Below are 21,471 nucleotides of genomic sequence, written 5' to 3'. Positions count from 1 at the left end.
TTGAGAAGCGTGGAGGAAGGGGATGAGGATGATGGTCGAGGTAGACGACGTGCGGCGGCTGTTGGATTCCGCGGAGGCGGACGCCGTGCTGGTGGCCATCGAGGGTCGTGTGGAGGTCGTCACACCAGCGGAGTTGGACTCGCCCGACTATCGCGGCGCGTTTCAGATCGCCACTCGCCAGGACGTCCTGCAGCGCGCCGGCGGAGCCGAGCTGTCAGACCGCGAACTGGCCGAGCGAGCCGAAGAACTCGACGTGGCGGTGCGCAACCTGGGTGGCTAGCGCCGTTGTAGGCCAAAGCTTTTGGCGCGGTCTCCGGTGACACCCAGGACCGACGACCGGCACTGCCGGGGTAGCTCGTGCTGCGCAGCGACCCGCGCGCCGCGCTGCGGCCCCGCGGCCGAGAGCACCTGCAGCCGCAGGATCCGGCCACCGACCCGCAGATATGCGCCCGGCTGCCAGGTGGTCGGCTGCCAGGGTTCCAAGCGGGTCCAGCCCGGCTGTGCGGGTTCACGCAGGAAGACTCCGTTGGTCGAGTGTCGGTCGACGACGACCACCTCGCCCCGGATGATGCGGACCTCGATGTGGGCGCGGGACATCTGTCCGGCGTGGTCGTCGACGCATACCGGGTGAAGTCCGCGCGTTACCGCGTCTGACCCGCGCGGATCCCGTCCGATCACGCAGTCCCGGTCGAGTTCGATGCGGGAATTGTCGTCCAGGACGATCCAGCGCTTCGGCTCGCGGACCGGCGCGGGGGTCGGCCGCGGCGCCGATCGGGCCGGCGTGGACCACACGACGGCGCCCTGACCGGGCACGGTGCCCCCGGTGAGCTTGTACACGCCGTTGGACTCGGCCGAGGCACGCGGCCGCTGGCCGACCTCGTCGACGGTGATGACCGCCGCCACGGCCGGCATGGGCACGGATCGGTGCACCAACCGTCCGCGGGCGTGCAACACGGTCTGCCCGACACCGTCGTCGAGCGCCACGGTGACACTGCCGCACAGCAACACTTCCAGGCCCGTCGCGGTGGGCATCACGATGCCGACATCGACCAGGGTCCGGGTCCAAGTCGTCTCTCGCGCAACCTGTTTGAACGCGCTGACCAATCGTTGCGGGTCGGTGCGGCGCACCATGTCCGACAGGGCCGCCAACTGCTGCGCGGCGATGGAGTTCGCCGAGAGCGGGGCCCGCTCGCGGTGGGCCACGACGATCACCGCGCCATTGACGTTGGCCACCAGGTGCGGGCCGGGAATGACCTCGACCTCGGTGATCGGAGCCGCCGGAGCTGAGACCGGGACGGCCTGCTCGACCGTCGATGCCGTGGGCAGCGGCGTGACGGCCGGAAGCGGCGCTTCGACGGCGGGTTCCGCGACGGCATGCTCGGCGGCCTCCGACGGCGCTTCGCTGATCCCGATGCGGGAGTGAACCCACCGCAGCGGTGCCGGCGCCCACCAGTTCAGGTCACCCGCCAGCCGCAGGAAGGCGGGCACGACGACGCCGCGGATGACCGTCGCATCGATGACGACGGCCAGCGCCGTCCCGATGCCGAACATCTTCATGAAAGACAGCCCGTTGGCGAACGAGATCAGGGTGATGGTCAACAGCAGCGCGGCGCTGGTGACGATCCGGCCGACCCGGCCCAGGCCGATGACGGTCGCCGCGTTGTTGTCCAGCCCAGAGTCGCGTGCTTCCTTGATCCGACTGAGCAGGAAGATCTCGTAGTCGACGGACAGGCTGAACGCGATGGCACACAGCAGGACGACCATGGATGGGTTCAGCGGCGCGGGCGAGATGCCCAGCAGTGAGGCTAAATGCCCTTCCTGGAAGATCCAAACCATCACGCCCAGGACCGCGCTCAGGACCAGCAGGTTCAGTGAGAGCGCCTTGACCGGGACCACGACGCTGCCGGTGAACAGGAACAGCAGGATGAACGTGGAGACGGCGATCAGGGCGATGGCCAGCGGCAGCCGGTCGGCGATCGCGGCGCGACTGTCGATCAGGGTGGCGGTCGGGCCGCCGACCTCGACCTGGTGGCCGGTGATCTTGGCGCGGATGTCGCGGACGAGATGCTGGGCGGTCTCGGAGTCGGCCTGCACCGAAAGATAGACGAAGGCATAGCCCGGACCCGCCACTTCCGGCGCCGGGCCGACCGGCTGGCCGTGCTCGTAGCGTCCGGTCGAACCGTTGACCAGGACGACTCCGTTCATGCCGGAGGCTTCGGTGGCCAGCTTCTTGAGCGCTTCGGCGTCGTTACGGGTGACCAGGGTGATCGCCTGGGAGGGATCCAACTGGAAGTCCCGTTGCAGCGATTCGGCGACCAGCCGGGCATTGGATTCGGTTGGCAGGGCGCGCTCGTCGGGTGTGGCGTACTGGGCGTTGAGGAACGGGATGCCCAGCCCGAGCAGCACGACGACGACCGGCAAGGCGTACAGCAGCGGCCGGCGCGTCACCACCTCAGCGAAGCGCCGCCAGAACAGCGAGTCGGCCGACAGCGGCACCTTGCGGCGGATCACCGACAGCGAGTCGACGCGCTTGCCGAGCAGAGCGAGCAGTGCCGGCAGGACGATGATCGCGCTGAACGCCGACAGCAGGACGGTAGCGGTGGCGGCCAGGCCGACCGAGCGCAGGAAGTAGGTGGGGAAGACGAGCAGGCTGGTCATCGCGAGGGTAACGGTGGCCGCGCTGAACAGGATGGTCCGGCCGGCGGTGCTGACCGTGGCGACGATCGCCGGATGATGGTCCTTTCCGTTGGCCAGTTCTTCGCGGAATCTCGACACCATCAGCAAGCCGAAGTCGATGGACAACCCCAGGCCAAACGCGGTGGTGACCGTCAGGGCGTGCACCGACACGTCGGTGATCGTGGTCATCAGCAGCAGCACCGACAGCGTGGAGACGATCGAGACGATCCCGACCACCACCGGCAGCGCCGCCGCGATCAGGCCGCCGAACACCACGACCAGCACGGCCAGCGAGATCGGCACCGCGATGCTTTCGCTCATCTTCAGGTCGTGCTTGACCTTGTCCCGGATTTCTTGCTGCACGCCGAGGGAGCCTCCCGCGCGGACCGTCACGTCCGGGTCCTTCGGCAGGCCGGCGATGATCCGTTTGGCCGCCTCCGAGGCCTGATCGGCGGTGCCGCCGACGTGCACCAGCATCAGTCCGGAGCGGCTGTCTTTGCTGCGCAGGTCGGTGGCGCCTTCATCGGCGAACGACCTGGTGAGCTTCGCGTCAGGCTCCGTCTTGATGAGTTGCCGGATCCGCTCCTGCACCCGCGCGACATCGCGGCTGTCGACATCCCCCTGGTGTGGAAGCAGCTGGATCACCAGGTTGGCGGTCGTGCCGAAATGCTGGTCCAGGAATTCATCGGCTTGCGAGGATTCGGACTTCGGATCGGTGTTTCCCCCTACGCCGAGCTTGTCCGACACCGAGCCGCCGAGCACGATGCTGATCCCGAGTAGGGCCAGCACGGCGGCCAGCACCACTTTCGGGCGCCGCACGGTGTATGCGGCCAGTTGGCTCAACATTCCTACTGTGTCTCCCCCGTGATCGTCACTGGTCTCAGGAGTGTGCCGAGCCGGCCTTGGCGCTTTCTAAATTGCGCGGCTCGCCCGCGAGCCACAGGCGTACCAGGCAACGTCGTGCCGCCACGTCGGTGGCGTCGACGAACGCCCGTCGGTTGTGCAGGGTCGTGTGGTTGTCGGCGAACAGGACATCGCCCGCGTCGAGGGTGAACTCGACGTAGTTGGCGGTGTCGTTCAGCGCGCGGTCCAATGCGTCGAGCGCTTGGCGCTGCCGGTCGCTGAGCGGGTTGCCGCTGCGGTAGTGCCCCAGTTCGATGTGCAGCCGGTTGTAGCGAAGTTTCACGCCGTCCGAGGTGTCGGTGAAGACCGATCCCATGGTGAACGGGTCCTCGCCTGGTTCCGTCTCCTGCGAGCGGTCGAAGCAGAACTGCCCGTAGAGCTCCTGCACCAGGTCAGGGTTCGTCTCCAGGAGAGCGTTGTAGACGGTGTGGCCGCTGACCATGACCGACTCGCCACCGGAGACGGCCTTGCGCAGGCACAGCAACCCCAGTACGTCGGGGCGGCTACCGGCGTATGCGCAGGCCGAGTCGGTGTGGAAGATCAGTTCGGAGTTGGTCTTCGAGCCGCGCGCCTCCGCGACCGACTGGCCGGTGTCGTGGACCAGGTACACGCGGTCGCCGTGGCGGTTCTGCGGTTGCGGTGCGCCGAGGTAGGTGCCGAGGCCCCAGTAGAGCATCGAGGCCTCCTCGTCGGTCCAGCCCTGCAGTGGAAGGCCGCGCAAAACGCAGAAGCCGGGACCACGCTGCAGGCACTGCCGGATTCCGCGGGCGATCTCGGCGAGCTCGGGCTCCTGGAAGTCTGAGGCCTCGATGGTGTCGAGCCGGCGACCGCGGCGGCGCAGCCCGTCCCGGATGCGCAGGCACGCGGCGGCCTGTCGCGGGTTGACGGCCATCATGTAGTCCCAGGCGTCCAGGCTGTCGCGGTCCCAGACGGTAGGTCCGGCTATCTGCCGGCGCGTGGCGACGGTGCCGTCCTGTGGCGGCTGTTCCGACTTTTCGGTTGAACTGTTGGCTGACGTGGTGAGCATCTCCATCCCCCTCTCGTGTCGGCCTCTCGAATTGATCGAGCTTTCGTTTCTATGAGTTTTGAGTGAGGCTCTTGGCAATTTCTAAAGACAGTGGCGAGCGCCGGATCTGCCCGTCGCGCTACTTTGTTGCGTCCGCCGTCGCGCCCCTTCCCGTCGCGCCCCTTCCCGTCGCGCCCCTTGCCGTCGCGAGGGTGCGCAGATGTCCGGCGACACGCCGGTGAGGCCGGCAATCTGCGCACGCTCGTCGGACGGAGCGGGTGGCCGACCGCTCTCGCCGCGCTCGTCGCGCTCGTCGCGCTCGTCGCGCCCCTTCCCGTCGCGCCCCTTCCCGTCGCGAGGGTGCGCAGATGTCCGGCGACACGCCGGTGAGGCCGGCAATCTGCGCACGCTCGTCGCCTCCGGGAAAAAGACGTCCGCCAAGGTCCAGCGTCGCCGACCGCTCAGCCTGCGCATCAAGGATTTTCCAAGGCGGCTGCTGAAACCTCGAGGCCATGAACACACTCGACCTTGCGATCGCGGCTATCACCTGCGGAGCTTTCACCTGGGCATTGGCGCGGTACTCGCCGAAGGCCGTGTCGGGAGCGGGCCTGGCGGCTCAGGGCGTGCTGGGCGTGTACACCGGGCTCATGGTGCGCGACATCTCGTTCGCCGCCCTGGGTTCGCACTGGCCGATCGTCATCGCGATCGCGGTGAGCACCCTGATCGTCAGCGTCGCCGGCGGCGCCCTGCTGGGTCTGCACCGCGACGTCAGCCCGCTCACCGGCGGACTCGCCCTGGTGGCCGGCGGTTCATCGGGACTGGTCGCGATCGCCCGTGACCTCGGCGGAGACGACCGCGTCGTCGCGGCCGTCCAATACCTGCGCGTCGCGCTGATCACGGCCGCCATGCCGGTCGTTGCGACCGTCATTTTCCACGCCTCCTCGGGCCAAGCCCCGCAGCACACCGAAACAGGTTCTCTGGCTTGGTATTTCGCTTTGCCGGTGATCGCGGTGATCGTGCTGGCCGGGGCGGCGCTCGGGCGCTATGTGCGGCTGCCCGGCTCCGGGCTGATCGCCCCGATGGCGATCACGATCGTGCTGCAATTCACCGGCCTGGCCAAGGGCCTCAGCGTCCCGATGCTGCTGGTGGAGGCCGGAATCATGCTGATCGTCTGGCAGACGCTCATCGCGTTCGACCGCGAGTCGCTGCGGGCGATCCGCCGGATCCTGCCCGGCGCCTTCGCGCTGATCATGGTGCTCAACGTGGCCGCGGCCGGCCTGGGCGTGGTGCTGTCCCACGTGGCCGGGCTGAGCATGCTCGACGGGTACCTGGCGACTAGCCCCGGGGGCATCTACGCGGTGCTGGGCACCGCCGCGGGTTCGGGATCCAACGTGACGTTCGTGATGGCGTCTCAGGTGATCCGGGTGGTGCTCATGCTGCTGGCCGCGCCGTTCGTCGCACGCCTGTTCGTTCGGGTCATGCCGCAGGGCGGCGCGAGGATCCCGGCGAGCCGCGAGCTTGTCCCCGTCGCCGCCTGAGCTAACCGCTTCAACCGAAAACCCAGGGGAGAGTCATGCACCGTTCGCATCGACCGCATCAGCTGGCGCCCGCCGCCCTGCTCGCCGCCACCTTCGTCATCGTCCCGGCCGCCGCGCCCAGTTCGATTCCGGTGGCGGCCGCGGCGTGCCCGGACGCCGAAGTGGTGTTCGCCCGGGGACGGGAGGAGCCGCCCGGAGTCGGTGCCGTCGGCGACGCACTGGTCAACTCGCTGCGGGGCAAGACCCGCATGTCGATCGGGGTGTACGGGGTCAACTACCCCGCCAACATCACCACCGGCGGCGGCGCCAGCGACATCAACGGCCACGTCCAGTCCATGGCGAAGAGTTGCCCGAACACACGCATCGTGCTCGGCGGCTACTCGCTGGGCGCCGAGGTGGTCGACCGTGCGATGTGGGGCGGGCTGCCGCCGGCAACCGTCGCGGCGGTCGCGTTGTTCGGCAACGGCACCCGGGCGATCCCGCCGGCCTTCGCCGGTAAGACCATCGACCAGTGCGCTAGCGGTGACCCGATCTGCGGTCGGGGCACCAACTGGCCGTCACATCTACAGCCGTCGTACATCGACTCCGGATTGGTGGACCAGGCCGCCAGCTTTGTGGCCGGCAAGCTCTGAGTAGGCCGATCACCTGCGAAATCGAGGCTCCCAGCCACTAAACAAATCGCGTCGGGAAAGTCATGATGTTTCACATGGCTGACGAAGATTTCGCCAAGGTGGACGTTGTTGTAGTGGGCGCCGGCTTCGCCGGCCTGTATGCCGCGTATCGGCTGCGACTCACGGGGCAATCGATGCGCATCTTCGAAGCAGGTGACGACATCGGCGGCACCTGGTACTGGAACCGTTACCCCGGGGCCCGGGTCGACATCCCGAGCGTCGATTACATGTACAGCTTCGACCCGGATTGGTCGCGGGATTGGCAGTGGTCGGAGAGATACGCCACTCAGCCCGAAATCCTGCGGTATCTGAACCACGTCGCCGACAAGCACGACCTGCGTCGCGACATCCAGTTGGGCACCCGGGTTACGCACGCGCACTGGGACGACACCCTTTCTGGTTACCGGGTACGCACCGACCGCGGTGACGAAGTAACCTGTCGCCACCTGGTGATGGCGACGGGCTGTCTGTCCATGCCTAAGGATCTCGACATTCCCGGCGTCGAAAAGTTCACCCGCGAGCTGTATTTCACCAGTCGCTGGCCGCATGAACCCGTCGACTTCACCGGCAAGCGCGTCGGTGTCGTGGGCACCGGGTCGTCCGGGATCCAATCGATCCCGCTGATCGCGGCTCAGGCGGCGCAACTGGTGGTTTTCCAACGGACTCCGTGCTTTTCCATCCCGGCCCACAACGGCCCGATCTCACCGGACAAGCTCGCACAATTGGCCGACGACTCCGCATACCGGCAGGCGGCGAAATACTCCTTCGGCGGGGTGCCGGCCGAGCGCACCATCACCCCGGCGTTTTCGGTGTCCGCCGAGGAACGCCGGGAGCGCTACGAACTCGCCTGGCAACGTGGCGAGCTGCTCGAGGTGCTCAACCTTTACGCGGATGTGATGAGTAACCCGTTGGCGAACAAGGACTTTGCCGACTTCCTGCACGACAAGATTCGCGGTATCGTGCGCGACCCGAAGACGGCGGACAAGCTTTGCCCGAAAACCTATCCGGTAGGCTCGAAACGGCTGTGCCTGGACACCGGCTATTACGCCACCTTCAACCTGCCACATGTGCGACTGGTGAGCCTGCAGGACCAACCGCTGCTGGGTGTCACCGAGATCGGAATCGACACGGCGGGTGAGTCTTTCGAGTTCGATGCCATCGTGTTCGCCACCGGCTTCGACGCGATCACCGGTGCTGTCGCGGCGATCGACATCCGCGGCCGGGATGGCCTCGCGTTGAAAGACAAATGGGTGCGCGGCCCCTCCACCTACCTCGGCCTGATGGTCGAGGGGTTTCCCAACTTCTTCCTGATCGCTGGTCCGCAGAGTCCTTCGGTGCTGTCGAACATGGCGGTGTCCATCGAGCAACACGTCGATTTCGTCGCCGACGCATTGACCCATCTTCGAGGCCACGGCTTCGACCGGATCGAACCAACTCCACTCGCTGAAGCCGGCTGGATGCAGCACGTCGATGACGCCGCATCGATAACACTGTTCCCACAAGCGAATTCGTGGTACGTGGGCGCCAACATTCCGGGCAAGCCACGCACCTTCATGGCCTACGCCGCTGGGGTCGACTTCTACCGGGTGGCATGCGACGAGGTCGTCGCCCGCGATTACCTGGGTTTCAGGCTGTCCGGCAAAGGCGGCGTCCAATGTAACGACGGCGTCATCCGCCGCCTGCAACCCGATGTGCAGATGGTGCTCGAGCAACTGGCCCTGCTGAATTTGCCGCCGTTGGAGTCCCTGCCACCCGAACAAGCGCGGGCCCTCCTGAACGAAATGAACCTGGCGCGTCCGCCGGGGCCGGACGTCGGCGAAATCGTCGACGCAACCCTGCCCGGTGCCGACGGACCTCTGGCCTACCGGCTCTACCGCCCTCAGAGCCCGGGACCGCACCCGATCGTCGTCTACTTCCACGCCGGCGGATACGTTCTCGGCGATCAGGTTTCGGATGATCCGTTGTGCCGGGACCTTTGTGTGCGCAGCGACGCGCTGATCGTGTCGGTGAACTACCGGCACGCTCCCGAGCACCGGTTCCCGGCCGCGATCGAGGACGGTTGGGCCGCGGTGCGGTGGATCGCGGAGCACGCCGAGGAACTCGGCGGCATCCCCGGACGCCTGGCGGTCTGGGGCTGGAGCGCCGGCGGGGGCATCGCCGCGGTCGTCTGCCATCTGGCCAGGGACACCGGCTGGCCCAGGATTGCGGGTCAGGCGCTGCTCGCACCGCTCACCGACACCGACCAAGGTCGCGCCTCCTACGTTGAGAACGCCGACGGCTACGGGCTCACCGCCCCGATGATGCGGTATTTCCTTGACCACTACGCAGATCCGGAGGTCCGGGGCGACCCGCGGATCGCGCCGCTGCGCGCGCCGGACCTGTCGGGCTTGCCGCCGGCGATCGTCGTCACCGCGGAGTTCGATCCGCTGCGCGACGAGGGCGACGCGTACGCCGAGGCGCTCGCCGCGGCTGGGGTGGCCACTCAGCACGTGCGGGCCCGCGGGCACACGCACCTGTCGGTGACCATGGTCGACGTGGTGGTCTCCGGAGCCCCGATCCGCGGCCAGATTGCCGACGCGCTGCGCGGGTTCTTCGCCGTCGACGCAGCCAAGAGCGCACCGGCTCAGACCGTGGGGTAGTTACCCGGGCTAAGGTCGGGCCGTGCGCAGGACCATCGACTGGGACGGCGATGCGGTCACGATCATCGACCAGACCGCGCTACCCACCCAGTACCGCATCGTCAGTCTGCGCACTGTCGATGAGTTGATCGACGCGATCCGCCGGCTGGCGGTACGAGGTGCCCCGGCGCTCGGCGCGGCGGGCGCGCTCGGCGTGGTGCTCGCGGCCCGCGAAGGCGGCGACTTGTGGGCCGTGAAACAACGAGCCGACCGCGTCGCGCAGGCCCGGCCCACCGCAGTCAACCTGAGCTGGGGCGTGGCCCGCGCACTCGAGAAGCTCAACGAGGGCGCCGACGCCGTGCTCGCCGAAGCGCTGGAGATCCTCGACGAGGACGAACGCCTGAACCGCGCGGCGTCCGCCCACGCCGCGGAGATCGTCGTCGGGTTGTGCGATCGCCGCCCGCTGCGGCTGCTGAGCCACTGCAACGCCGGCCACCTCGCCACTGTGGCCTGGGGCAGCGCGCTCGGCGTCGTCTGGCACCTGCACGGGCGGGGCTTGGTCGAATCGGTGCTGGTGGACGAGACACGGCCACTGCTGCAAGGCGCCCGGCTCACGGCATGGGAACTGGCCCAGGCGGGCGTGCCCTACCGGGTGCAGCCGGACAGCGCGGCGGCCGCCGCCATGGCCCGCGGCCTCGTCGACTGTGTGCTCGTCGGTGCCGATCGGATCGCGGCCAACGGCGACGTCGCCAACAAGATCGGCACCTATGGCCTCGCCATCGCGGCGCACCACCACGGGGTGCCGCTCGTCGTGGTCGCGCCTTCCTCGACGGTCGACACATCGCTTGCCAGCGGCGCCGAGATCGCCATCGAGGAACGCGCACCCGAGGAACTGCGGACATTCGTGGGCGCCACGGTCACTCCGCCGGACGCCGAGGTGTTCAACCCGGCCTTCGACGTGACACCGGCCGAGCTGATCACCGCTGTAGTCACCGAGCACGGCCGCTACCTGCCGAGCGGCAACCAGGGCTGAGGCCAGGGGTTCCAGTCGAAAAAAGGGCGATAAATCTCGGCAAAGCCAGACGGCGCCATGCCCTGGAGCGCAACAATGAATTCATCGTGCGGTGTACCGCCGATTCCCCGGGGGGGGCATGACGAAAGTCATGGCGCGCTGGGAGGTGTCACATGTCGTTTGTGATCACGGCGCCGGAGGCGCTGGCAGCGGCAGCAGCGAATCTAGCCGGTATCGAATCGGCGCTCAGCGCGGCCAACGCGGCCGCGGGGGCTCACACGACGAGTGTTCTGGTGGCGGCCGCCGACGAAGTGTCGGCGGTCATCGCGGCGGCATTTTCCGGGCACGCCCGGGATTACCAGGCGCTCAGTGCGCAGGTGGCAGCGCTCCAGGACAGATTCCTGCAGGCATTGACCAACAGCGCGGCCTCGTATGCCACCGCTGAAGCCACCGCTGCCACGCCTCTGCAGCCCGTGCTCGACGCGATCAACACTCCTTTCTTGACGCTGGCTGGGCGCCCGCTGATCGGCAACGGCATCAACGGTGCCCCGGGCACCGGAGCGGCTGGTGGAGCCGGTGGATTCTTGATCGGTAGTGGCGGCAACGGCGGGTCCGGTGGAACCGGCCAGAGCGGCGGTGCCGGCGGGGCTGCCGGGCTGATCGGCGCCGGCGGCGCCGGGGGAGCCGGCGGGCCGGGCACCACGAACGGCGGGGCGGGCGGCGCCGGCGGTCTGTTGTTCGGCGGCGGCGGCAATGGCGGCCCGGGCGGCTTCAATGCCGCCGGCAGCGGAGGGAACGGCGGCGCCGGCGGGGCAGGCGGACTGTTCAGCGCCGGTGGCACCGGCGGTGCCGGTGGCAGCGGCAACGGCGTTAGTGGCAAAGGCGGTGCCGGCGGTGCCGGCGGGACGGCAGGGCTGTTCGGCGAGGGCGGCGCCGGTGGTAACGGCGGGTTCTCCAACGACGGGATAGCGGGACCTGGCGGGGCTGGCGGCAGCGGCGGACTTATCGGCAACGGAGGTACTGGCGGCTTCGGTGGTGCAGCCGCCAGCGCGGGCGGAATCAGCGGGGACGCCGGAGCCGGTGGCAACGGCGGCATGCTCGGCGGTGATGGCGGGGCCGGTGGCACCGGCGGCGGCGGTGGTGCCATCAACGGCGACGGCGGAGCCGGTGGCGCGGCCGGCATGTTCTTCGGTGACGGCGGGGACGGCGGCGACGCTGGAGGCGGCGGCAATATTGCCGGCAATGGTGGCGCCGGGGGTGCGGCCGGCATCTTCGCCGGCACCGGCGGCAATGGTGGCGCGGGCGGCACCTCCGGAGCCATCGGTGGTAAGGGTGGGGCCGGCGGCCGAGCAGGCATGCTCTTCGGCTCCGGCGGCAGCGGTGGTGGCGGCGGCGCCGCGTCCAATGCCGCGATTGGCGGCGACGGCGGGGCCGGCGGCAGTGCCGGCCTGCTCGTCGGCGATGGTGGGGCCGGTGGTGCGGGAGGTATCAGCGCCATCATCGGCGGGGATGGCGGGGCCGGCGGCACGGCCGGGCTGATTGGTCACGGCGGTCAAGGCGGCGACGGCGGGATCAACGCCACCGTCAACGCGTCTGGTGCCGGCGGCGACGGCGGTCGGGGCGGCAACGCCGTGCTGTTCGGCAACGGTGGCAACGGCGGCAACGGCGGGTTCGCCGTAACCCCGGGCAAGGCCGGGAAAGCCGGCACCGGCGGCGCCGGCGGGCAGCTGGTCGGCTCGGACGGATTGCCCGGGCTCTGACGCGCAGGTGCTACCTAGGCGCTAGCTCGCGCCCGCGGCAATGACCCGGTCCACCTCGAGTGCCCGGTCGGCCATCTCAGCGTGAGCCTTGTCCAGCGCCTCGGCTTGGTCCTCGTCGGCCTTCATCAGCGCCTCAATGTTGGAGCCGGCCAAGTCGAGCACACCCATGTCGGAGAAGGCCTTCTGCACTTTGTCGCCCCACAGTCCGATGTCCTTGACGATCGGCACGATGCGGCTGAACAGGTGCGAACGGAACTGGATCATCAACGGGGACGTGTCGACCCAGGCGGCGCACTCTTTCACGTTCAATCCGAGGGTTTCGAAAACCTCCTCGCCGCGGAACCGGTCGCGCATCAGATAGCAGGCGTCCACGACGAACTCTTCCCGCTCGTCCCGCTCGGCTTCGGTGAGGGCCGAGTAGTAGTCCTTCAGCGAAATGCGGCCGAAGGCGACGTGCCGCGCCTCGTCCTGCATCACGTAGGCCAGCACCTGCTTGGCCAACGAGTCCGGCGCCGCCATGTCACGCAGCACCCCGAAGGCGGCGAGCGCGAGCCCCTCGATGAGGACCTGCATGCCGAGATAGGGCATGTCCCAACGGGAGTCGCGCAGGGTGTCGTCCAGCAGCGCGGTCAGGTGTTTGTTGATCGGGTAGACCATCCCGATCTTCTCCTGCAGAAAACGCGAGAACGCTTCGACGTGCCGCGCCTCGTCCATGGTCTGAGTGGCCGCGTAGAACTTCGCATCCAGATCCGGCACGACCTCGACGATTTTGGCCGCGCACACCATCGCGCCCTGCTCGCCGTGCAGGAACTGCGAGAACTGCCAGGCTTGCGAATGCTGTCGCATCTCGGCGCGGCGTGCCTCGTCCGCGGCCTCCCACACGGGGCTGCCGAACAGCGGATGGAACTCGTCAGGTAGCCCGACAGGGTTCAGCGGGTCGACGTCCTGGCTCCAGTTAATACGGGACTGGGCATCCCACTGCTTGTCCTTTCCCTTTTGGTACAGGGACAGCAGGCGGGCGCGGCCGTCGTCGTACTCCCAGGTGAACCTGGTGTCGCCGGCACTGGGCACGTCCCACGAATACGGTTCCGGCACGTCCGTGTACTTGTCTTTCGTGGTCATCAGGAGCCGCCTCTCTACCTGCTGTGACTAGCGGTCATATGACGAGTATCACACTGCGCCGCCCGCGGCGGTGGCGTCAAGCCCGGGTCTTTCCGACAGATTCCTACCTGCACGTCGTGCGTGCCATTTCGTCTCGACCAGCGCGTTTCGAAGGCTACGATCAGGCGTGGCCCTGAGCGCCCGAATGCCGGAACTATCCGCGCTTGAGGTGTTGTCTGCGATTGCCAAGGCGGGCAGCTTGAACGCGGCCAGCCGTGAAGTAGGGATCAGTCAGCAGGCCGTTTCGGCGCGGCTGACGTCAATCGAATCGCAGATCGGCTTGCGCCTGGTGACACGTACCACGCGCGGCGCCCAGCTCACCCCGGCGGGCGAGGTGGTCGTCGAATGGGCAGACCAAGTGCTCGATGTCGCACTCCGCGTCGATGCCGGGCTGGCGTCCCTGCGCGCCGAGCGTCGTAGTGAGCTCAAGCTGGCGGCCAGCCAAACGGTGGCCGAGCACCTGCTGCCACGGTGGCTGGTATCGATGCAGGCGGCGGCGCTTCGGCACGGCGTCTCGGCACCCGCCGTGAGTTTCAGTACCACCGACAGTCGGGGAGCGATCGCCGCCGTGCGCGACGGGCATGCGGAGCTTGGCTTCATCGAGATTCGCGGCGTATTCCACGGGCTGCGCAGCCGCGTCATCGGGCACGACGAACTTGTCGTTGTCGTGCCGCCCGACCACAAGTGGGTGCGGCGTTCGGCCGCGGTTACGGTGGCTGAGCTTCGCCAAACCCCGTTGGTATCGCGCAAATCGGGTTGGCAGCTGCTGTTGGGTATCGAGGATCCCCTGGCCGGGGATGAGCCGGTGCCTGCCGCGCATCCACTCGAATTCGCCTCTGCCGCAGCGGTGCGCGCGGCTGTCCTGGCCGGTGCGGGGCCGGCGGTGATGAGCCGGGCCGCCGTCGGCGATGACCTTCTGCACGGCCGCCTGCGCGCCGTTCCAGTCGCAGGTCTGGACTTGCGACGAGACATACGGGCGATCTGGCTGGGCGCCCGCACGCCACCGGCCGGGGCGGCCAGGGAGTTACTCGACCACATCGCGACCACTCGCTGAATCACGTGCCGGATCGGCAAGGTCCGGCGATCCGCCGCAGTGCCAGCGGCCGTTGTTCAAGTGGATCGGCACTTGGCAACCCGGGACGCGCGGGTGGAGCTTGCGGCAAACCGTTTTGTGGGTGTCGGCGCGGGCCTTTTATGCCATTCGCGTGGCAACTTGGCTACCGTCATCCCGGGGGCATTTCGAAACGAGCAACCGACCAGTCACGAGGGGAGGCGTTGGTGTCGGCCGAACGATCTCGAGCGCGCCTATGCATCTTCGTCGCCGTGACGCTGTTGGTAGTCATCAACTCGCTCGCGTTGTGGGGAGAACGCGCAGCGCATCGCGGCGAGACGCTCCTCCAGCTGGGCACCGGGCTCGCGGCGGTCTGCTGCGGCCTCGTCGTCGCGCGGCGGGTGAGCGGCATGTCGCGATGGTGGCGGCTGATTTATACGTTGGGGGTGGGGTTGTGGCTGTTCGGTCAGACGCTGTGGTGGCTGGGTGACAACGGGGCCGATCATGTCGCTACTGCCCCCGGAGTTGCCGCGCATCTTTCGTTGCCGGTGCTCGCCCTCGCGGGGGTGATTTTGCTGGTGCACTCCGGCGGCAATGTGTTCGGACGCAACGGGTTGTTGTGGCGCCCGCCGGTCCCCAGTGTCATCGACGGGGTGGTGGCGGGCCTGTCGTTTCTGGTGCTGGCAACCATGGGCGGGTTCGGTGCCGGATCGTCACTTTCGCTGCCGCGGTCGGGCATCCCCGCCATCGAGATGGTGTTTGCGTCGGCCGAAGTCATGCTCGTGGCCGCCGTGGTTCTGATCGCCATGGTCTATGACCAGGACCGGCCATATCGGGTGAACTACCTGCTGCTGGCCGGTGGACTTGTGCTCATGGCGACCTCGGACAGAGTTGTCGCCTACCTACGCTCGGTCGGCGCCGAGGGCGGCGATCTGTGGGGCGCCATCGGATTGATCCTGGGCCCGGTCATGGTCGCGTTTGCGATGCTGGAATATCCGACCAGGCTGGCGGACGCCGACGACCCCCGCCGCGGCACTGACTGGGCGCGGTTGCTTCTGCCGTACGTCGGATTTCTCGGGGTCGCGGTGCTTTTTGCGTACCACGTGCTCGTCGGCCACTGGTTGGACGCGTTCGCGGTCTGTGTAACGGTGCTCATGGTGCTGCTGGTGACCATCCGCCAGGTGATCGCGACGCGCGCGCAGTGGCTGCTCAGTCAGCGCTTGTATCTGGCGCAACTGGGGCTGGCCCATCAGGTGCATCACGACGCGTTGACCGGGCTGCCCAATCGGCTCCTGTTCGGCCGTCGGCTCGACGAGGCGATGCGGGTCGGCGGCTTCGTGTTGATCTTCATCGACCTCGATGACTTCAAGGAGATCAACGACCGGTTCGGGCATGCCGCCGGGGACGAGCTGCTCTGCGCGGTCGGTGAGCGACTCAAGCGATGTGTCGGGGACAACGACACCCTGGCCCGGATCGGTGGCGACGAGTTCGCGATCTTGGTCCACGAAGACGTCGAAGAGCTGGAGACAGTGAGTGACCGGCTGCGAGTGGCGCTTCGGGATCCCTTTCCGCTGCAAGGCTCCTCGGTGCGGGTTCGGGCGAGCCTCGGCGTCGTGCGCCCGGACGTTGAGGACGGGCCGCAGACATCCGACGATCTGCTGCGGCAGGCGGACATCTCGATGTACGCGGGCAAACGGCTTGGCAAGGACACCGCGGTGATCTATCAGCCGTTGACAGGTATCCGCGCCGATTTCCCGACGGCGCTACGCAAGGCCGACGGTGGCGTACCCGCCGGATTCAGTCTGGCCTACCAGGCCATCGTGCGGGTTCCGGAGGGAACATTGCAGGCCGTAGAGGCCCTGGCCAGGTGGACCGCGCCCAACGGCATGCAGATCGCTCCGGAGACGTTCGTGATGGCCGCGGAAGCCGCCGGCCTGGGGGCAGCATTGGATGCGATGGTTCTGGACCTGGCGTGTTGTGAAGTTCAGGTCGCCGGGTTGGACGTGGACATCCACGTCAACATCGGCGCGGCGCGAGTGGGTAATACCGGCTTCGTCGAGCAGGTCAAGAGGACGCTGGAACGGCATCGGATCGCGCCGGCCCGGCTTGTCGTGGAAATTACCGAGACCGTTCCCATCGTTGACCTCGCCGACGCGGCAGCCCAGATCGCCCGACTCCACGCGATCGGCGTCAGGGTCGCCCTCGACGACTTCGGCGCCGGTTACAACTCGTTGACCTATCTGCACGCATTGCCGGTGCACATCGTCAAGCTGGACCGCAGCCTGGCGGTCGGTGCCGACCCGGTCCACGACCTGGCCCTCTACCGGTCGGTCATCGGGCTCTGCGACGAGCTGGGCTTTTCCGTGATCGCCGAGGGTATTGAGTCGATGTCGCAGTTGGACATCATCCGGGCCGCCGGATGCCACCTTGCTCAGGGACATCTGTTCGGACGACCCGCGGCAATCCATGAGATCGCCCGGGCGAAGGAGTCGCAGCGGCCGGCGGTGTGAGAGGTGGTATTCACCCGAGCCGGCTGATCACCCGGCATCCGTCGTCGACAGCGGTTGGCGTTCGACGGAGCGTCCCAAGACGACCTTTGCCGTGATGACGCCCAACTTGGCCATTCCCAGGTACGTCGATGGGTTGAACAGCGTCGGCCAGACTGTTCGAGTTTTGTGTTCGTCGACCGGTCTGGCGGTGAATCGATCGCGCAGCCACCTCAGCGTCATGGGCGCCGACAGTGGATGCAACAACAGATGACCACAGAACCGGTCGCGGTGATAAGTGACGGCTGCGCCAATACGTTCGTACTGATCTACCAGTGCGTCGACATCGTCGACGCTGATGATTCCGTCGTGCACCGCCTGTATGACCAGCACAGGAGGCTTCGGCTTGGACTTGCCGAGCTTCGTCTCGTCGAAGATGTGCCGCACTTCGGGTAGGTCCCACAGCTCGTCGGCTGTCATGTCGACATAGGACCCTATGTCGACGTTGCGGAACTGCCACACTGCTTGGGCCGTCGTCATTGTCTGCAACTTGTCGAGCAACGCCTTGCCCTCATCGGTCGCGTGCTCGTCGACGACGCGCTGCGCGCCGGGGAAGACCTGCGTCAGCGCCGAGATCATCAACGCGGCGAGACCGGCGAAGAAGCTGCGGTTGAGGCGGCGGGCCACACTCCCGCAGTCGCCGACGGGCGACCCCAGAACGGCGCCCACGATATTGAGCTCCGGTGCGTATCGCTCGCACAGTTCGGCGGCCCAGGCCGACGCCAGGCCTCCTCCCGAATATCCCCACAGGCCCACGGGTGCGGCGGGCGACAAGTTCAGGCGCTCGCACCGTGTCGCGGCCCGCAGCCCGTCCAGAATCCGGTAACCAGGCTCGACGGGGGCGCCCCACATGCCGTGGCAGCCTTCGTGGTCCGGTACACAGACCGCCCAGCCTTCCGCCAGCGCGGCAGTCACCAATAGATACTCGGCTTGGACGAACGCACCGATCGGTCGGGCACCGCACCGCATGGCAAAGGACGGGAAACAGCGCGACGCCACGGCGTCGATCGCGCATTGGTATGACAGCACCGGACAGGCGGCGTCCGCCTCGCGCTGCGCCGGGACGATCACGGTCGTCACCGCGACTTCCGGTTCCTCGTGCAGATTCGTGGTGCGGTACAGCAGCTGTGTGGCTTTGACTCGTTGGCTGACGAGACCGAGGAATCCAATCTCGACGTCGCGCGATCGCAACACCGTCCCAGGTTCCGCGTCCTCATAGCCCGGTGGCGCTTGGTAGAAGGGATCGTCGTCGGGTGAGATCGGACGTTCGCCGCGCCGCAACTCGTCGTGCGGCGGGCTCGCTTCTCTTACTGACGTGGCGGAATAGCTGTCCATCGTGTGGCGTCCCCTCGTTGCAATCGCTGACGGCGCGCGTCCACGCCGCCTGCCGCATCCATTACCCGCGGTACTGGGTTGTCAATCGTGAGTTGGTTCATGTCCCTGCCCGGCGGATTCAACGTCGTGGCAGTTTGCGGGGCCTGGTCATTGAGGCACTGCCGGAGGCGGGACATCCCGGCGCGGAAATGGCAGTCGCCGAGACTGGAACCCCCGCGGACAACGCAACAGGTGTCGTATCCACCGCCTCGACGCCGTGATACTGGTGGAGTGGCGGGAAAAACCGAAGAAAACACCCACCGGTTTCCCGACTCCTTGAAACGGCTGTGCTGCTTCGGTGAGCAGATCCTGATTCGGTGCCCGGCATGTCACGGTTGTGCCCAGATCATCTCGTTGCCGGCTGTTGGATGGGATCGGTGTCGATGGCGGGATCAGGCCCGCCGACGACTTAGCTGTCTACGGTGCGGACACACTCGCGACTGGACCGCGCCCCGCACGTATAACGCCGTTGCCGTCGTACCAGAACCCAGCGGACCCATCGAGCCGTTCTTCGGGCTCCCGCTATGGCTGCAGACGGACTGCTGCCACGATCGCAATTCCTCACCGCGCTCATTAGACGGCGAATTGGCGTTCCGAGTAATATCGAATTCTCTCCGAGGCGCTGATTTCAGCCAACTGAGGAGCCGGCGCATTGCGCGTTAAGGGACGAAGTCGACCTTGGTTGCGGCGAACAGCTCATCCTTAACTCGAGATCATCGCCGGAACCGCTCGCAACCGTGTGGACAAGCCGCGGTATAGCCCTTCCCCTCATTGGTCGTTGGCATTAGTTGTCCACCACAATCAGCGGGTTGTGTCGTAACTGGATTGTCCTAGGGACTTGGCCTGTTTGCAGGAAACCGGTATGTGGATAACCGGACGGCGACACTAGGTCACAAGATCAAGTCGTCCTGTGTATACCGCACGACCGCTCGGGCCAGTGACGCAGTAGCAAATTTTTGACCAGCCGAAAAGGGCGTGACGGTTGGAAGGCAAGCGATCGCCGCGGCGGGAAGACGCTGAGGCGCGCGCCTCTCGGGGTCAGGAGTCATCGAGCTGATGTATGACGATGAACCGTGATTATTTTAGGCGAATATGAATTCGCTTAGAGTTATTACCCAACCTTGCGCACGAAAGATATTTCTGCATGCGTCACCGACGCGCAGTGTGGCATACCACGTGCGTAAACCGGGTCGCGGGCGAAAGCAGTGTGCATTTTGCACAAAATGCGCAGGGCTCGGCAGTGATTCTTGGGCATTGTGCATGAAACCTATGAAAGTGCTGGTACCAACCTCTTGCATAAACGTAAATTACCGGGCGGGTATCGGGTGCGGGTCTGCACCGGCGTTTAGAAGGTCCCGTCTTTTCCGGTCGTTGGTGATGACGGGATGGCGTGTCCGGAGGGTGGCGTCGGGGCTATTCCCGCTGGTTTCTGGAGGTCGTCTGTGTCGTTTGTCAATGTGGTACCGCAATGGGCGACCGCGGCGTCCTCCGAGTTGGCGGGGATCGGGTCGGCGGTGGGGGTGGCTAATGCGGCCGCGGTTGCCTCGACGACGCAGATTGTGGCGGCGGCTGCCGATGAGGTGTCGGCAGGGATCGCGGCGTTGTTCAGCACCCACGCCCTCGAGTATCAATCGTTGGGCGTGCAGGCTGAGCTGTTTCATGAGCAGTTCGTGGCAATGCTGGCCGGCAGTGCGGCAGCCTACGGGGCTGCTGAAACCGCCAATGCCCAGCAGGTGGTGTGGGGGGCGATCAATGCACCGTTCGAGGCGTGGTTGGGGCGGCCATTGATTGGCAATGGCGCGGATGCGACCACGCCCGGTGGTGCCGGTGGTGCCGGTGGTTTGTTGTGGGGCAACGGCGGTGCCGGTGCGGCGGGCGCCCCGGGTCAGGCTGGTGGCGCCGGCGGGGCGGCCGGGCTGATCGGGACCGGCGGGCTTGGCGGTGCCGGCGGCGCGGTCCTTGGTGGTGTGGGCGGTGCCGGCGGCACCGGCGGTGCTGGAGGTTGGCTGTGGGGTCGGGGGGCAGGCCGGTGGCGCAATAGGCGCCGCTGGGCAGGTCGGCGGAGCGGTCGGTGCCCAAGCCGGCATTGCGGCCGGTGGCCAGGCCGGCATTGCGGCCGGTGGCCAGGCCGGCATTGCGGCTGGCGGTCAGGCCGGGCTGGCGGGCCAAGCGGGCATCGCAGGTCAGGCGGGCCTCGCCGGTCAGGCAGGCATCGCAGGCCAGGCAGGCCTTGCGGGCCAAGCGGGCCTCGCTACCCAAGCGGCTGTCGGTGGTCAGGCCGCTGCGGCTGCGGGCGGCGGAATTGCCGGTACCGGCAACCTCGGCGCGCTGGGCAACGTCGGCGCCAATCCGGCAATCAACGCGGGTGCCGGTGCGGCCCCGCAGGCCGGGCTGATTGCCAGCGAAGGCGCCGCGCTGCATGGCGCCGCGACGCCGCAGGTCGGCGGCCCCATTGGGGGTGTCGGCGTCGGCGGGCAGTCCAGCGGCGCGGCCGGCGCAGGGCTCGGCCTCGGCGGTGCAGGAACCCACCCGGCGCCCCAGCCCCTGTCCTCTCCCGGAGCCGCCGAACCAGGTGCCCCCGTCGTTGTGACCGCGGGTAGCCCCGGCACGGTTCCCGGCGGCGTGGCGACTGGACCAGGCGGCGTAGCAACCGGACCCGGCGGCGTGGCGACCGCACCGGGCGGAGCGGCGAACGGCCCCGGTGGCGTCACGACCGGCCCGGGCACCCACGCGCCGGCCACCGGTAGCGCCGGCGGACATGGCGACATCCTGGGTCAGGAAGGTACAACGCTCGGTGGTGGAAGCGTCCCGGCCGGTGCTGGCACGCCCGGCACTGCTGGTACGCCCGGCAGTGCGGGTGGCGGCGCGGGAACCGGCGGCGTCACTCCGGGTGACCACTCGCCGACGTTCCCGTCCGGTCAGGGCCCCGTCATCCAGACCGGTGGCACCGGTGCCGGGACTGGCGGGGGTACGACACCGCCGACTGGCGGTGGCCACGGTCCGGTCATCCAGACGCCGGGTACCACAACGGGCCAAGGCGACGCCGGTCACGGCGGCACGAACCCGCCGGTGATCAACGTCCCGCACAGCCCGGCCCCGCAGGTGGAGACGCCGACCCACCCGGCTCCGGCCGACCACGGCCCGGTGGTTACTCC

The 21,471-nt window shown here is 67.6% G+C and carries 12 protein-coding genes and 1 pseudogene; 9 read left to right on the top strand and 4 right to left on the bottom strand.

Annotated features, from left to right (window positions below; all coding sequences use genetic code 11):
• The first annotated feature begins 28 nt into the window (after positions 1 to 28).
• Complete coding sequence (locus A5645_RS18250) at positions 29 to 280, top strand: hypothetical protein (protein WP_065130576.1); 252 nt, start codon at positions 29 to 31, stop codon at positions 278 to 280.
• Here the strand turns inward: A5645_RS18250 and A5645_RS18245 are convergent.
• Both A5645_RS18245 and A5645_RS18240 read right to left on the bottom strand, forming a co-directional pair.
• Entirely contained in the window at positions 277 to 3,522 is a 3,246-nt protein-coding gene (locus A5645_RS18245) for an MMPL family transporter (protein ID WP_065130575.1), read from the bottom strand. The genes A5645_RS18250 and A5645_RS18245 overlap by 4 nt on opposite strands.
• Before the next feature lie 34 nt (positions 3,523 to 3,556).
• Positions 3,557 to 4,606, bottom strand: a complete 1,050-nt coding sequence (locus A5645_RS18240; protein ID WP_172830561.1) for a TauD/TfdA family dioxygenase — start codon at positions 4,604 to 4,606, stop codon at positions 3,557 to 3,559.
• 491 nt (positions 4,607 to 5,097) lie between these two features.
• On the opposite strand from A5645_RS18240, the gene A5645_RS18235 reads away from it, so the two are divergent.
• The 5 genes from A5645_RS18235 to A5645_RS18215 all read left to right on the top strand — a co-directional run bounded on the left by A5645_RS18235 (position 5,098) and on the right by A5645_RS18215 (position 12,184).
• Positions 5,098 to 6,123: an AbrB family transcriptional regulator gene (locus A5645_RS18235; protein ID WP_065130573.1), complete on the top strand. Its 1,026-nt coding sequence runs from the start codon at positions 5,098 to 5,100 to the stop codon at positions 6,121 to 6,123.
• Between the two features lie 35 nt (positions 6,124 to 6,158).
• On the top strand, positions 6,159 to 6,755 hold the full coding sequence (locus A5645_RS18230; RefSeq protein ID WP_065037227.1) for a cutinase family protein: 597 nt from the start codon (positions 6,159 to 6,161) through the stop codon (positions 6,753 to 6,755).
• 74 nt (positions 6,756 to 6,829) lie between these two features.
• Complete coding sequence (locus A5645_RS18225; RefSeq protein ID WP_065130609.1) at positions 6,830 to 9,433, top strand: flavin-containing monooxygenase; 2,604 nt, start codon at positions 6,830 to 6,832, stop codon at positions 9,431 to 9,433.
• 22 nt (positions 9,434 to 9,455) lie between these two features.
• Positions 9,456 to 10,445 carry an S-methyl-5-thioribose-1-phosphate isomerase gene (gene mtnA / locus A5645_RS18220; protein WP_065037226.1) on the top strand — a complete coding sequence of 330 codons (990 nt, stop codon included), beginning with the start codon at positions 9,456 to 9,458 and terminating at the stop codon, positions 10,443 to 10,445.
• Positions 10,446 to 10,597: 152 nt separating this feature from the next.
• On the top strand, positions 10,598 to 12,184 hold the full coding sequence (locus A5645_RS18215; RefSeq protein WP_065130572.1) for a PE family protein: 1,587 nt from the start codon (positions 10,598 to 10,600) through the stop codon (positions 12,182 to 12,184).
• Positions 12,185 to 12,205: 21 nt separating this feature from the next.
• Here A5645_RS18215 and A5645_RS18210 read toward each other — a convergent pair whose 3' ends face one another.
• On the bottom strand, positions 12,206 to 13,306 hold the full coding sequence (locus tag A5645_RS18210; protein ID WP_065130571.1) for a ferritin-like domain-containing protein: 1,101 nt from the start codon (positions 13,304 to 13,306) through the stop codon (positions 12,206 to 12,208).
• 166 nt (positions 13,307 to 13,472) lie between these two features.
• On the opposite strand from A5645_RS18210, the gene A5645_RS18205 reads away from it, so the two are divergent.
• Both A5645_RS18205 and A5645_RS18200 read left to right on the top strand, forming a co-directional pair.
• Positions 13,473 to 14,399 carry a LysR family transcriptional regulator gene (locus tag A5645_RS18205; RefSeq protein ID WP_065130570.1) on the top strand — a complete coding sequence of 309 codons (927 nt, stop codon included), beginning with the start codon at positions 13,473 to 13,475 and terminating at the stop codon, positions 14,397 to 14,399.
• 269 nt (positions 14,400 to 14,668) lie between these two features.
• Entirely contained in the window at positions 14,669 to 16,906 is a 2,238-nt protein-coding gene (locus A5645_RS18200) for a putative bifunctional diguanylate cyclase/phosphodiesterase (protein ID WP_253867047.1), read from the top strand.
• 27 nt (positions 16,907 to 16,933) lie between these two features.
• Here the strand turns inward: A5645_RS18200 and A5645_RS18195 are convergent, their stop codons facing one another.
• Complete coding sequence (locus tag A5645_RS18195) at positions 16,934 to 18,277, bottom strand: lipase family protein (RefSeq protein WP_065037222.1); 1,344 nt, start codon at positions 18,275 to 18,277, stop codon at positions 16,934 to 16,936.
• A 1,481-nt stretch (positions 18,278 to 19,758) separates the two neighbouring features.
• Between A5645_RS18195 and A5645_RS29445 the strand changes: the two are divergent.
• A pseudogene (locus A5645_RS29445) lies at positions 19,759 to 20,392 on the top strand (PE family protein); the annotation flags it as partial.
• Positions 20,393 to 21,471: the final 1,079 nt, after the last annotated feature.

The sequence above is a fragment of the Mycobacterium asiaticum genome, assembly GCF_001673635.1.
Classification (GTDB): Bacteria; Actinomycetota; Actinomycetes; order Mycobacteriales; family Mycobacteriaceae; genus Mycobacterium; species Mycobacterium asiaticum_C.
The sequence above is the reverse complement of the archived record's forward strand: the minus strand, read 5'-3'. Positions and strand labels throughout refer to the sequence as shown.

What these genes read in the sequence shown, in the direction of transcription:
- A5645_RS18250 (WP_065130576.1), top strand. Translation starts at nt 29, where the DNA reads ATGATGGTCGAGGTAGACGACGTGCGGCGGCTGTTGGATTCCGCGGAG.
- A5645_RS18245 (WP_065130575.1), bottom strand. Translation starts at nt 3,522, where the DNA reads ATGTTGAGCCAACTGGCCGCATACACCGTGCGGCGCCCGAAAGTGGTG.
- A5645_RS18240 (WP_172830561.1), bottom strand. Translation starts at nt 4,606, where the DNA reads ATGCTCACCACGTCAGCCAACAGTTCAACCGAAAAGTCGGAACAGCCG.
- A5645_RS18235 (WP_065130573.1), top strand. Translation starts at nt 5,098, where the DNA reads ATGAACACACTCGACCTTGCGATCGCGGCTATCACCTGCGGAGCTTTC.
- A5645_RS18230 (WP_065037227.1), top strand. Translation starts at nt 6,159, where the DNA reads ATGCACCGTTCGCATCGACCGCATCAGCTGGCGCCCGCCGCCCTGCTC.
- A5645_RS18225 (WP_065130609.1), top strand. Translation starts at nt 6,830, where the DNA reads ATGGCTGACGAAGATTTCGCCAAGGTGGACGTTGTTGTAGTGGGCGCC.
- A5645_RS18215 (WP_065130572.1), top strand. Translation starts at nt 10,598, where the DNA reads ATGTCGTTTGTGATCACGGCGCCGGAGGCGCTGGCAGCGGCAGCAGCG.
- A5645_RS18210 (WP_065130571.1), bottom strand. Translation starts at nt 13,306, where the DNA reads ATGACCACGAAAGACAAGTACACGGACGTGCCGGAACCGTATTCGTGG.
- A5645_RS18195 (WP_065037222.1), bottom strand. Translation starts at nt 18,277, where the DNA reads ATGGACAGCTATTCCGCCACGTCAGTAAGAGAAGCGAGCCCGCCGCAC.